Consider the following 14,216-nt stretch of genomic DNA (forward strand, 5'->3'; position numbering starts at 1 on the left):
AAACTTTCTTAAATCTTTCATTACGTATTTGTTGCAATCATCAGATTGAGGGGTTGCGTTTTGTCACAACTTTATCCATTATGATTAGTGTTATGGTTCGTCAATAATACTGGGGGTTGGAAAAATGAAAAAGAAGGGTTTATTAGTAGCAACCACGACGGTCTTGGCGCTGTCTTTTTTCGCTGCTGCATGTGGCAATAACGATAATAACGTATCAAAGGATGCCGTTAGTTCTGGTAACACAAACATCATTAAGGGCGACTACTCGGCCGCGGCTACATACTACAAGGTTGCCAGCAAATATAGCAGTGATAGCAAGACAAAGGGGTACTACTCCAAGGCTTCAAAGCTGGACAACGCTAATCAAAAGATGGACGATTACCAACTAACATCCGCACTGAGCGAAGCAAAGTCCGTTAAGGGCGGAACCAGGGCGATTATCTCCGCCCGGAAAAAGTTGGTTCGCAAGATCACCGTACGGAAACAAACTGCTCAGGCGTTTAACCACGAAATTGAGCTCGCCCAGCAATCCGCAAAGTCCGGCAACACAGCGTCAGCCTTGGGAACAATCAACGATTTACTAGGCGACAAAGATATTCAATCTAAGCCCTACTACCAAATTCAAATTAAGGCCTTAGAATTGAAGGCGTCACTGCTAAACGGGGCATCAGCCACAACGCCGACAAACACTTCGTCCACCGACGATAACGGCGCAGCGGCAAGCAGCTCGTCGGCAAGTTCCAGCGACACTAGTAGTTCAAGTTCATCAGCATCTGCTTCTACGAGTGCTGAAAATAGCTCTGTATCCGGCGTCACTAGTGCAGAAATTAGCCAAGCGCGTGCTGACTTAAAATCCGAGGGCGTAGATACATCCTCTTGGAGTAACTCGGATATTGCCAAAGCTGTACTTAACGCAAAGAAAAATGGACACAAGAAAGTAACCGAATCCGACATGGAAAACTATCAAAAGTAAACACCTAAAAAAAATCCCGTTTCGTCAGACACTGACGAAACGGGATTCTTTTAGTAGCCCTCAATTGACCATTGCAATTAGAATATTCTTTTTAAACCGAATTTCTTGTGTGCCCATAAAAATGCGAAGGAAATCGCCACCAAAACAGAGACTACATTTGCCAAAATATCAATGATGCTGTTAGTTCTTTCAACCACAATCGATTTAACCGGTTTGTTGCTCGTAATTAGAACCGTTCCCCGGTGACTAGTGGTCACCTTTAGGCCATTAGGCACCTTAAGCCCATCGCCGTATGACAAAAGCGGTAAATCGACCTGATCACCCTTTTTAAGGGATACATGGTAGGAGAGACCATTTTTCACCGGTGTCGGGGACAATCGCACTTTTTTACCATTGATTGCTCCAACGTGCCTGATAATATCCTGACCGAATTTAATACTTTGTTGAGGCCAATAATCGAACTGCCCGGCCATCAAAAATCTTTCGCTGAATATGTGCTTTGCAGCATTTTCATTGAATTTATTGGACGGCTGCGCGAGGACATTGATAGATGGCGTCCGTAATTGATCATTTGTATCAAGATGACTGGAAAGCTCAGTCGCAGACGAAAAAGCCGTCAGGATCAGGCCCAAAGCTAAACCGCTGGTAGTCAAAGTTTTAAATCTATATTCTTTAGTCGACAACATCTGGGACAATACATCAGCGGCAACAAATGCCAGTCCCACCATGGCTACGCTTAAAAACCGCACCGGATATTGAATGAAACTACCAAGATATTTTTGAACGTGAATCCACGGGAATAGTGAACTAGATAAAAACAAGCACAAAATCGAACCGGCCAATGCCGAACCATCTAACAAATCAAATTTATTTTTCTGCGTGAGTAATACGATTAAGACCAACAGAATTATAGCGCCAATATTTCCTGTAACCGATGTATTATTAAGCGAATCCGTGAAAATGGTTCCTGGCTTTAAAGCGTAGAACGATGAATCTATTTTGTTCACTCCGCTAATCGTGTTTGTTAAGTAAATGCGCACAAACTTAATCCAAAAGAAGGCTGTGCATCCCATAGCTACCAGGCCACCAAGAATAAACTTTCTGAGGTAGAAGTAAAAATCAGAACGATAGAAAGCAATTATAACTGTAACTACCACGAGGCCAGACAATACTACAAAAAAGCTAACTATGTGGCTAAGCAGGAGCGCAGCTATCCCAATGACAAAGTCAGTGACCGTTGCGCTACGATGAGCAAATATTTGCACGAATCCCGATAAAACTAACGGAATAAAAATCAGTGCCCACAACCACCCCATGTCGAACCACACGAAACAAACATTCAAAAATATGGTAGACCCAATGTATAGGCTGGAAAAAATGGCCGCAGTCAGGTGGCCCTTCTTCAATCTCATTATGGCGTAATGGCTAATTAATAGCCCCAGGAAGACAGTAACAAAAACCGCCATGTAAGTGCTCAAGACAAGATTGCTAAACAACAACTGGAATATGGCCAATACCAAAACACTAAGACTGGGGTAAAACACACCCACTGCCTGGCCAACATCGTTGAAGCTATTCATCGCATAGCTGTATCCAAAATGACCTGCTTTAAAAGCAGTTGCGAGCTCGTGTGCTCGAGATAGATGGAATACCTGGTCATAGCCATTAAACAAAAACCCTGTCTTGTATAATGGATAAACCATTACCAAAGACAGTGCCAAATAATAAACAACAGTTATGGGGATTCTATACCTAGCCTTCATCTAGAGCACAGCCCCCACAGACGTACTAATAGTGGTTTGACCACTTGTGCCCAGCGACTTTGCACCAAAACGCAAAATCCGGCTGTTAAATCTTGACCGCCGCTTAGGTTCTAACCCAGTAAAAGAGCCTAAAGACATGGTGTTCCTCCATTCATACCGTGTAGCTATTTCCAAAACTCATCAAATACCGTCGCCGGTAGGTGCCGCTTGTGCTCGGTCTTCAGGTACCAAGCCTCAATCTTCTCCGCCACGGCGTCATCCACTTCTTTGCCTTCGAGGTAATCGTCAATGTTGCGGTAGGTGACCCCTAACGCAACCTCATCTGCTAGTGCAGGACGGTTATCTTCCAAATCAGCAGTGGGCGCCTTTTCGTAGAGGTGCGCTGGTGCACCCAGAGCTTTCAACATGGACGCCCCCTGACTCTTGTTGAGCCCAGTAAGCGGGGTTAAGTCCGCCCCGCCATCACCAAACTTCGTGTAGAAGCCAGTAACGGCCTCGGCGGCATGGTCAGTACCAATCACGACACCGTGGGTTTGACCCGCAATCGCATATTGGGCAATCATCCGCGCGCGCGCCTTGATGTTACCCTTGTTGAAGTCAGAAATTTCAATGCCGTTAGCCACGACTGCCTGCTCCATCGCGTCGACGCTAGACTTAATGTTAACGCGCATGGTTTGGTCGGCCTGCATGAATTCTATGGACTGCATAGCGTCGGCCTCGTCAGCCTGCTCACCGTATGGCAGCCGGACAGCAATGAACTGGTACGAATCGTCACCAGTCTCTGCGCGTAGTTCGGTAACAGCGTGTTCCGCTAACGTCCCCGCCAGACTGGAATCCTGACCGCCTGAGATTCCTAAGACATAAGTCTTCAAAAACGAGTTAGCTTTCATATAGTCCTTGAGAAAGTCGACGCGAGTCCGGATTTCTTTCTCTGGATCAATACTAGGCACTGCATGTAAGGCCGTAATAATTTTCTTCTGTAATGTTCGCATCCGTAGTTCCCCCACTAATTAAGTTCATCAATCGACTTGGCTACCGCTGCACGGACTTGCTGAATGTAGTCCATCTTGTGGTCATACAACTTTTGCGAAAGGTCAACCGGGTATTCCTGTGGGTTGAGATCCCGCTTGTATTCGTCCCAAAGCGAGTCCATGTTGCTGGCCGCGTAAGCACGAATCGCGTGCAAATTTGGTAATTCATACACCAGCTCGCCGTGGTCAAAGATATCCTGTAGTACTGGGCGTGCAGTAAAGTTGTGCAACGTCTTATTGATATAAGTGTAGTTAGGGTGGAACATGTACAGCTCAGATTGTGCAGCCGGATTTTCATCGCTAACAGCGACGTAATCCCCTTCCGACTTGCCATCCTTCGTATCCGTAATCCGCCACACTTGCTTTTTACCAGGTGTCGATACCTTTTCGGCGTTGCTCGATAGCTTAATGGTATCAACCATGCTACCATCATCACTCTCAATTGACACCAGCTTGTATACAGCGCCTAAAGCTGGCTGGTCGTAAGCCGTAATGACACGTGTACCCACACCCCAGACGTCAATCTTCGCACCTTGCATCTTCAGGTTCTGAATGGTTTTTTCATCCAGGTCGTTAGACGCATAGATCTTAGCCTGATCGAAGCCAGCTTCGTCTAGTTGCTGCCGGACCCGCTTACTAATGTAGGCCATGTCACCACTGTCGATACGCACGCCCTGGAAGCTAATCTTGTCGCCCATTTCTTTGGCAACACGAATCGCGCTAGGAACCCCACTACGCAAGGTATCATACGTATCAACCAGGAATACACAGTCATGGTGCGTGCGTGCATAGGCCATCATACCTTCGTAATCATTACGGTAGGTTTGAATAAGCGAATGTGCGTGCGTCCCACTAGCCGGAATGTCAAAAATCTTCGCTGCGCGGACATTACTAGTGGCATCAAAACCACCAATATAAGCAGCCCGCGTTCCCCACAGAGCCGCGTCCATCTCTTGGGCGCGCCGGGAGCCAAACTCCAGCAGCGGGTCACTGCCTGCTGCGGAACGAATCCGAGAAGCCTTGGTCGCAATTAGAATTTGGTAGTTAATGATGTTCAAGATGGCGGTTTCGACTAGCTGACCCTGAACCAATGGGCCCTCAATCTGCATAACGGGTTCATTGTTAAAAACCAAGTCCCCTTCAACTGCAGAACGAATGCTTAGCCCCAATCGCATATCTTTGAGGTACTGCAAAAAATCCTCATCGTAATCCTGCGTCTCCCGCAGATACGCGATATCCGTGTCGCTAAACCGTAAACCTTGTAAATACTGCACAACCCGTTCTAGGCCGGCAAACACGGCGTATCCGTTGCCATACGGAATCGTACGGAAATACGATTCAAAGACGGCATTACGCTCAGCAATGCCTTCCCGCCAGTACGTATACATCATGTTAATTTCGTACAAATCCGTATGTAGCGCTAAGCTATCATCGGGAAATGTCGTTGTCATTATAATTCTCCTCGTAGTTACGTGATGCCCAAAGAGTACACCACCATATTTACTGAAAAAGCCGTCACGGGTATTTTACCCCGTAGACGGCTTTAACACCAGTTATGGATAACAAACTATCAGTTTATTTGATGATTTTGGTAAAGAAATCATCTCCCAGATAGTGTTTACCAGACACCGTATCGTACTGAATTAGTTTATAATCGCGCAACAATTTTTTCTGTTTTGCGGACAAACTGGATGCGTTAACCTGCTTGCCCTGCTCGTTAACCATCAGTGCTCGGTTGGTATCTGATTCAGTTGCATTAAGGTTGACTGACATAGCCGGTAACTTTTTGGTGACATCGTTCATCATGGCGTAGTATGCCGACACCTTAGAATTGGTTTGCATCATCGCCAGCGAAGTGAATTGACTCGGATCAGTCACCGAATAATTCAGTTTCTTGGCCGCCCCCTCGTGCTCGCGGGCGTACTTATTGGAATAAATGAAGTAGTCAGTCTCGTGCAGGGCTACGTTGTTCTTCGTCACGTCGAGTCCATCATAAATGCCGCCTGGAAGGTGATCACCGTACCAGATAAAGGTAATTGGCTTGTTGATGTTGTCTATTTCCTTGATGAACTTTTTGACTGCGGTATCCGTGTACGATAATCCAGTAGCAAACTGTTCTACTTCATCAGTATCAGTATTACTACTCAGGGCGGATCCGGATGCCTCAAACCCTTTGTTGGTGTAGTAATGATCGCTGTAAGGATAATGGTTCTGCATAGTAACCAGGTTAATAAACTGTCCCGACTGCGTACTATTAATCCTTAGTTCAGCGTTATCGTACGCCGTCTCATCGGAAAGATATGGACTGTTCTCAATTTTCTTCTGATGCTTAATTTTGTACTTGCTACCAAGATAATAAAATTTTTTAATTCCTAACTTTGGGTAATCGTGGATTCGACGATAATACAGGGCAGTATTGGGATGAATTCCACTAGTATCGGTAAATAGTTTGGCAATCGAGGGACCGTACGAATTCGTGAATGGTAACTGCGTAAAGGGTGTTGATAAGGACGGTGCAAATGCCGCTAAATCCAAACTGGTCAATGAAGCGTACTCCATGTTGGCCGTTCCCCCACCATACCCGGAACTCATCATTACCCCTGCCGTAGTTTGTCTTTTTAGTGATCGAATGTACGGAATCGGGTCCTTATTCAGACTAAGATTGGGAACGCGGGTAGGATCCGCAAAACTTTCACTTAAATTCAAAATAATCGTTTGTTTGGCAAAATCATTCGCCCTGGTTTTGTTCAGTTTTTTGGCCTCAGCAACGTACTCGCTTTTAATCCGCATCATCGCTGCTTTAGAGTAACCTTGGGGTTCGTTCATTGCGGTCATGTCCACATTGTTCAAGAACTGCATGACAGCACCATTATTTTCCGCTCCAGCCAATTGGTTGTAGAACCGCGGCCCATCGCCCATACCGATTGCAATGGTAGAGGAGACACCACCAGTATGGTTCATGCGTGATACAAACCCTGTCATCAATAACGGAAGTACCAACGCCAAAACCCGTAACTTCCATGTTCCCATATGGACCGGATGCGCCCGTTCCAACCATACAGTTAACAATACAACCAATACCATAACGATAACAGTAGCTACTATGAACGGTATACTTACCATACCCAATAGACTCGGGAACGCCTTAATCATGGATAAATCGGACGGTAATAGTGGTTCTTGTCTGGCCGCCGACTTCAATCGGTTAACAACCACGAAGCCGACAACAATAATAGTAGTTAAATTAACACTGACCCAATAGCGTGTAGTAACTGCCAGTATCACAAAAAATATTGATAAGACTACTAGGAAAGTTAAAAGTATGATTGAAAACCGGTCAAATAGAACGTACAAAATCAGGTTTTCACTTTTTGCAGTCGGCACTATTTGCCAGGAAAAGTTTGACCCAATAATCGACAAGGCTGACAACAATAACATCCATATCAACATCGAGAATAAGGCCAGTCTACTCCTCACAACTTTAAGTCCATGTTTAACCCCTGATAAAATGAACTTAATCGCCTCACTCAGAGAGCCAAAGGACCAAATCTTAAATTCGGTCAAACGGGAGTATAACCTTTCAGAAGCTGTCGCAGTAGCCACACCTATCAAAAGAAGCCCCGCAGCCAATAATAGGGCAATTACGGCCGTTGCTTTGGTGCCCACCACATTAAAGCTATTAATGATGCCCAGAGAACCAGTCGCAAGCCAGTCGCCCGTACCAATCATCAAACCAACGAATCCAATTGTGAGGTCCCATGAAATGTTGCGTGTTCGTCGATCGGCACCAACAGTAAAAAATTGGACCGCGCTAATTGCAGTTAAAACAGAAAAGATTGAGCTGTAACTGACAAACCTAACACTTGCCGACATATCGTCATAATTAACGCTGGATATATGCGTCATCAAAACAGTTGCCAACGCGCCCATGAGTATCATGAGTGTGGTCTGAAGTCCTGTGTAGATTAAACCGCGCCGCTGGTGATACTCGAAGAGACCCACACCAATAATAAAACAGTAAAAACCAAACCACAGGCTATTACCGCCGTTGAACAAAAATACATCCTTATTGAAAACAGCCGGCACAACAAGCACTAATATAGTGGCCCCATAAAACGCACGTTTGCCCATATCAGCCACAAATCTCTTAATTGCCGGCAGAAAGACTGCACCTATGGCCACACCCGTTACAGGGGCGTATGTGTTTCGAAGTACAGGCATAACCGCATCGTAAATGAAGGAAATATTGAATACCTTGTATACAACAACCATCACCACGGCCAATAGCAGGCCCGTCGTGACCGACACCATCCACAAAAGTCTAATTCGAACACCATCGTAATTGGCAAAAATATATCCGAGTGCAATCAGTATGAACGGAATTGCTACGCCGGTGAACTGCTTCAAAATGATTGCCAATTCATACTTAGCGCTAATTGTCTGAGCGCTGAGCACCTCCGGACTAGTTTTCCAAAAAATTGCAAACCATCCTGCCACCACGGCAGCAGCAATCAGTGATAACCTAAACCAAATACTACTATTTTCCCTATTGTTTGAATCCATAAAATTCTCCCCGATATGTAAACGAAACCTGTACCTAAAACCAGTTCATGGTATTAATCATATCCCAACCAGTATCTAATAACCAACATTTACATAAAAATTGTAGAAACCATTAGCTTTGCCCAAATAAAAAAGCGAGTAATCGTTTGTAAATTACAAACCGACTACTCGCTATGCTTTGATATTTAATGAAGAAATTCTAATAAGCTCCAGTATCTTTAGGGTCAAACATTTGGAAAAAGGTTTTGACGATAATCCTAACGTCACAGCTGATTGAACGCTGACCAATGTATTGCAAGTCTAAATCAACCATCTGCGCAAAGGTTAATTTACTTCGGCCACTCACTTGCCAAAGTCCGGTTAACCCAGGGATTACTTGTAGACGCTCCTTGTCCCGCTCACTATACTCAGCAACCTCTTTAGGTAATGCTGGTCGCGGCCCAACAAGACTCATATCGCCCTTAAGAATATTGACAAACTGAGGGACCTCATCCAACGAATGATGGCGGATAAACTTACCAGTCTTAGTAATTCGTGGATCATCCTTCATCTTGAACATCGGCCCGTCTTCAATCTCGTTTTGATCAGCCAACTCGCCCTTGATTTTATCGGCACCTTGGACCATCGAGCGGAACTTCCACAATTCAAATTCCTGACCGTCCTTACCAACACGCGTTTGTTTATATAAAACCGGCCCGCGATCCTCAAGTTTAATGGCAATAACAATATATAAAATTATCGGTGAAAAGAGGACTAATGCGATACAACTGCCGACGATATCCATCAAGCGCTTCGTCACCTTGTATAATATTGTGCTGGCACGCATAAGTTCAACTCCAGTAGTTCTACTACTTGCTTTCATGATTTTATACTCTCCTAAAATATTGTCGCCAGAACACAGACACTTGGGAGTGGCATTATCTCCGGTTCAAACATTTAGCGTAAACTCACTGATGGTGAATTTACCACAAACCCTAACATACGTCTATATTACCACGCTCACCCCTACGTCCAGGACAGAAGGAGGTTTGTCAGGTAGATTATTAAGTAATCCTTATACAATCAGGCATGCGCTACACTACACAAACACGCACGAGTAGAATCATACCATGAAACCACGTACAGTATGCTACACTGAGCCTATACTGTAACAAGAATTTCACAATTCACCATTTTGGAGGTAACTGTTATGACTGTTTTGGTTTTGGGTGGCGCCGGCTACATCGGCTCCCATATGGTCGATCGGCTGGTCGACCAACAAACGGATGTGGCCGTCGTAGATAACCTGGTCAAAGGGCACCGTGCTGCTGTACGCCCCGAGGCCCGCTTTTATGAGGGTGACGTACGCGACAAGGAATTCATGCGTTCAGTCTTTAAAAAAGAAAACATCGATGCAGTGGTCCACTTTGCGGCCTTTTCTATCGTACCGGAAAGTATGGAGAAGCCACTGGACTACTTTGACAACAACACCGCTGGTCTAATTAACGTGCTTGAAGTAATGAACGAATTTGACGTTAAGCAGATCGTCTTCAGTTCAACCGCCGCTACATATGGCACTCCCGAAAGTGTGCCAATCAAGGAAACTGATAAACAGGAGCCCATCAACCCTTACGGTGAAAGCAAGCTGATGATGGAAAAAATCATGCACTGGTCCGACCTGGCATACGGCATTAAGTTCGTCGCACTCCGTTACTTTAACGTTGCGGGTGCTAAGGCAGATGGTTCAATCGGTGAAGACCACGGTCCCGAAACACACCTAGTACCAATCGTTCTGCAGGTGGCGAATGGTCAGCGCGACACTTTGAAGATTTTTGGTACGGACTACGATACTCCGGATGGCACCAATGTCCGCGACTACGTCCACGTTGTAGACTTGGCTGATGCCCACATTCTTGCCCTCAAGTATCTGGCCGAGGGTAACGAAAGTAACGCCTTCAACCTTGGCTCAGCAACCGGCTTCTCAAACCGCCAGATTCTTGAAGCGGCCCGCAAGGCTACTGGTAAAGAAATTCCAGCAGAGGACGCACCACGCCGCCCTGGCGATCCTGACACTTTGGTAGCTGACTCTTCCAAGGCGCGCGATATCCTTGGCTGGAAGCCACAGTACGACGATATTGAGAAGATTATCGCCACTGCCTGGAAGTGGCACTCAACGCATCCAAACGGCTATAACGATAAATAAGCACGAATAGCTGCAAAAAAATTCCCGCTACGGGTCGCATCGTTCATTGCGATCTCGTAACGGGAATTTTTGATTACTCTATTTTGCGAGCAATATATATTGGCCGGTTTTTTACCTCTAAGAAAATTCTGCCAATATACCTACCCACAATACCGATAGCAAGCAGTTGGAGGCCACCCATCATAAGCATAATTGATACCATTGATGGCCATCCTGCGGTAGGATCACCATAAATTGCCGCTCTGATAACGATAAAAATTAACGCTATGGTCGCACCGATAAAGCTGACCAATCCGAGTCCTGATACTAATGTGAGCGGGGCGTCGGAGTAGTCTACTAGGCCGTCAAGTGAATAATTGAGCAGACTCATGAAGTTCCAGCTCGTCTTACCATGCTGCCGTTCAACATTTTTATATGGCAGGTACTTAGTTTTGAAACCCACCCAGCTAAACAGGCCCTTGCTGAACCGCTGGCTTTCTGAGAGCGACAATACTGCCTGAACGACCTGCTTGGTCATTACACGAAAGTCCCTTGCCCCCGGAATAATTGGGGTTGAGCTGACAGCATTAATAATCTTGTAGAACATGTTGGCAAAAAAAGAGCGGATTGGTGGTTCACCTTCCCTATTGGTACGGGCCGCGCCAACCACATCGAAACCGTCATCGATTCCTTTCAACATCTCAGGAATCATGGACGGCGGATCCTGCAGGTCAGCATCCAAAATACAATATAAGTCTGCCTTAGCAGTTGATAAGCCCGCGTACATACCAGCTTCTTTGCCAAACGCACGTGACATGTCGATGTAATGCACATCCGAATTTTCAGACTGTAGCAATTTGATGGCCATCAACGTTTTGTCTGTGGACCCATCGTTTATGAACCACGTGATTAATCTGTAGTCAGGTAATTTAGCAAATGTCTTTTTGAGCTCAGCGTATATCAGCGGGACATTTTCTTCCTCGTTATGACAAGGAATAATAGCTGCAAAATCAGTCAATATCTTGTTCTCCTCCCACAAACTAGTTTATTTGTGATTGTTTTCCCGATGTCTACGATACATCGAAATCGATTCGAATCCAACAATGAGAGCGAGACCTACAATAGCCATAGCAATACCTAATTTTAACCCAGGGACATTATATCTTAGCACAATCCGGTGTGCCCCTTGACTAACATTAACTGCCATTAGCTCACCTAACGCCCTACTCGTGGTAACTTTTTTCCCATCAACATATGCTGCCCAGTGCGAATCATACGGTACCGTGATAACGACATTGCCCTTTACAAAGTGAGCATCCGTGGAAAAAGTGATTTGGGCGTCCTTAACCTGTTGCTTGCTAACGCCCGCAGATGCCATCAATCTGTATGCTCGTTCATATACCGTGTTGTTCTCAGTAACAACAATTGGCGTGTTTTCAACATTGCCGCCCTTGTCCGTCTTGGAACCATGATTGCCAAAGGAAACATTAACCCGCTGGCCCTTGTCAAAATGTCCGAGATAAACAATACCGTTCTCGGTATCATTTACAAATAGTTGACTGACCTTTTTACCATTGACATATACGTCAACAGATTTAGGATCAATGCCTCGAGTGGTAGGAATATACATGTAGGCATTGCCCGAAGAAGATACTAATACCGAATACACACCTTTGCTGTCCGTTTGTTGAACTAGTTGGTGCTGGAACATCAACGAATCGGGATACAACCTGTTCCACAAATTATTTTGTACTGAAAACGGATCATGCATTGTATCGTAATTTGCGACTAAACTGCCCGCAATATTCGTTCCGTTCACACGAAATGCAACGGGAAAAGCCTCTTTGTCCTTGGTGATATACCCCTTGCCTTGTTTGACCACAGAGATACCTGTAGCCACAGGAACATTTAAAATATTATTATCTCCACCCATAGAGGCATTTATACGATTAATCTGACTTGAATACTCACCGGATGTGTTGCCATAAGAATACTTAACACCTAACAGCCGGTCCATTGATAGCGTAGAGCCGTTGTTGTAATTGGACCACCGCTTCCAAGTATGCTTCTGATAATACCCCAAAGTGGATAAGAAGTCTGTAACCTCCGTTGGCTGTTGCGAGACGTAATTAGAAAGACCTGCGTACCCAAAAAGTAATGGGTCGTTGTCATTGGCCTGATAACGATTGCCAATGCGATATACGCCTGTATCGCCAGAAGTCCCTTTAGCAATTAAGCTAGTCGTTGTCTGGTCAAATTTACTGTACTCGGAATATTTCATGCTATAACCAGCAATTGTTGACTGTAGTTTAAAATCCACCACAAACAAACTACACAGACTGATCACGAGAACAAAGACCGGAACTACCGCAATTCTTCTTGCTGGAGAAAATCCCACAATGACATACGTTATCATGGCTAAGACAATTGCTATAAAAACATACTTGAGTGCCGCATCCGATGTAGCAATCCCACTGATAAATAAAAAAACGAAGAAAGCTGATATTGCCGATCTATGTCTGGTTTCTTTACCTGCCGACAAAATACTAACTAGGCCTATGAAGCCAATGATGCACAACACAAACGGTATCAAAAAGGCTTCTCTTTGTACATAACCGTTGGGCCAGGCCATAACGTGCCAAACCAAATAGAGAATATCCAACCATGAAGAAACAAACATGAATATCAGTCCAGCCGCGACAATCATTTTGTCCGTCAGACGAATCTTGCTATTGACGAAAAATAAAATCACACATGCCACTACAACCGCCCCGGCAAAAACAAGTGGAGTATTATTCACACCCGGGTTGGTCTGGAATAATTGAACAATAACATTAGCAGCACTGTAAACCGGTCGGTATGAATGGCTTGAATTCTTTGCTATTCCTAGCGTGGATAAAAAACTGGGTACAATGACAAAAGCTGTTAACAGCAAACTAACGATATTGGCAAAAGCATATAGTGCAATAACCTTAATAACTCCACGCTTCTTGGCGTACAGACTGTACAATATCCATCCGAGCACGCAGAGTCCAGAGAAGAGGCCAATGATATAACCAAAATAGTAATTTGTTATCACGGCCAAAGAAAAACACACGATGTAAAAGCTGATTTTACCGCGTAAAATTATTCTCTCGATACTCAGAAGCATCAATGGTAAAAGAATAATCGCATCCAGCCACATGATGCACTCTTTATAGGCTATTACGTACCCCATTAGTGCAAACGCAGAGGAAAAGATTAACGCTGACCTTGCAATAAGCTTGGCAGAAGCGCCTTTACGGAACCGTTGCAAAATCTGCGCACGAACAAGATAAGTATACATTGTAAGACCAATGCACGAGATTTTGAGTAAAGTCGTCAGCGTAGCAAAGAGAGGAAACTGATTCCTCGAGAAAAAAACAACCAGTAAATTAAACGGACTCAACAAATAGTAAGTTAAAACACCAAATGCATTGCCACCTAATCCCATGGATAAAGAATATAGGCCACTGTCGCGGCCAGTAAGAACATTCTTCAGGTAGGAAAAAAGTGCCAGATACTGATTATTAAAATCACCCGACACAACGGTATTATTACCAAACGGATATGTATGTAATCCCACGAAAATACCAATCATAAAAAACAATGGGATGATGAATGCTAAAACATAATATCCGTCACGTCTTGTTTTTGGTTTTAAATTAGTGAACTTCACACCCAGAACGCTCCAATCCGTATTAACT

9 protein-coding genes are annotated in these 14,216 nt (G+C 44.7%); 2 read left to right on the forward strand and 7 right to left on the reverse strand.

The genetic code is table 11. The features are described from left to right. Positions 1-124: 124 nt before the first annotated feature. Positions 125-973 carry a hypothetical protein gene (locus tag LPA02S_RS00185; RefSeq protein WP_056956546.1) on the forward strand — a complete coding sequence of 283 codons (849 nt, stop codon included), beginning with the start codon at positions 125-127 and terminating at the stop codon, positions 971-973. A gap of 77 nt (positions 974-1,050) precedes the next feature. Here the strand turns inward: LPA02S_RS00185 and LPA02S_RS00190 are convergent, their stop codons facing one another. The 5 genes from LPA02S_RS00190 to LPA02S_RS00210 all read right to left on the reverse strand — a co-directional run bounded on the left by LPA02S_RS00190 (position 1,051) and on the right by LPA02S_RS00210 (position 9,192). Then, positions 1,051-2,736 (reverse strand): putative glycosyltransferase family protein, encoded by a 1,686-nt coding sequence (locus LPA02S_RS00190; RefSeq protein WP_056956545.1) that lies wholly within the window; start codon positions 2,734-2,736, stop codon positions 1,051-1,053. 164 nt (positions 2,737-2,900) lie between these two features. Continuing rightward, positions 2,901-3,728 carry an NAD(+) synthase gene (gene nadE, locus LPA02S_RS00195; protein ID WP_054648703.1) on the reverse strand — a complete coding sequence of 276 codons (828 nt, stop codon included), beginning with the start codon at positions 3,726-3,728 and terminating at the stop codon, positions 2,901-2,903. Positions 3,729-3,742: 14 nt separating this feature from the next. After that, positions 3,743-5,218 (reverse strand): nicotinate phosphoribosyltransferase, encoded by a 1,476-nt coding sequence (locus LPA02S_RS00200; RefSeq protein WP_061777609.1) that lies wholly within the window; start codon positions 5,216-5,218, stop codon positions 3,743-3,745. Positions 5,219-5,342: 124 nt separating this feature from the next. Next, entirely contained in the window at positions 5,343-8,330 is a 2,988-nt protein-coding gene (locus tag LPA02S_RS00205) for an LTA synthase family protein (protein WP_056956543.1), read from the reverse strand. A 199-nt stretch (positions 8,331-8,529) separates the two neighbouring features. Beyond that, positions 8,530-9,192 (reverse strand): sugar transferase, encoded by a 663-nt coding sequence (locus LPA02S_RS00210; RefSeq protein WP_054648691.1) that lies wholly within the window; start codon positions 9,190-9,192, stop codon positions 8,530-8,532. A 327-nt stretch (positions 9,193-9,519) separates the two neighbouring features. On the opposite strand from LPA02S_RS00210, the gene galE reads away from it, so the two are divergent. Continuing rightward, on the forward strand, positions 9,520-10,512 hold the full coding sequence (galE, locus tag LPA02S_RS00215) for a UDP-glucose 4-epimerase GalE (RefSeq protein ID WP_056956542.1): 993 nt from the start codon (positions 9,520-9,522) through the stop codon (positions 10,510-10,512). Between the two features lie 73 nt (positions 10,513-10,585). Here the strand turns inward: galE and LPA02S_RS00220 are convergent, their stop codons facing one another. Both LPA02S_RS00220 and LPA02S_RS00225 read right to left on the reverse strand, forming a co-directional pair. Further along, positions 10,586-11,509 carry a glycosyltransferase family 2 protein gene (locus LPA02S_RS00220; RefSeq protein WP_056956541.1) on the reverse strand — a complete coding sequence of 308 codons (924 nt, stop codon included), beginning with the start codon at positions 11,507-11,509 and terminating at the stop codon, positions 10,586-10,588. Between the two features lie 27 nt (positions 11,510-11,536). Then, positions 11,537-14,188: a YfhO family protein gene (locus LPA02S_RS00225; RefSeq protein WP_056956540.1), complete on the reverse strand. Its 2,652-nt coding sequence runs from the start codon at positions 14,186-14,188 to the stop codon at positions 11,537-11,539. Positions 14,189-14,216 lie beyond the last annotated feature (28 nt).

It is taken from the genome of Lacticaseibacillus pantheris DSM 15945 = JCM 12539 = NBRC 106106 (assembly GCF_001591865.1).
GTDB classification, from domain to species: domain Bacteria; phylum Bacillota; class Bacilli; order Lactobacillales; family Lactobacillaceae; genus Lacticaseibacillus; species Lacticaseibacillus pantheris.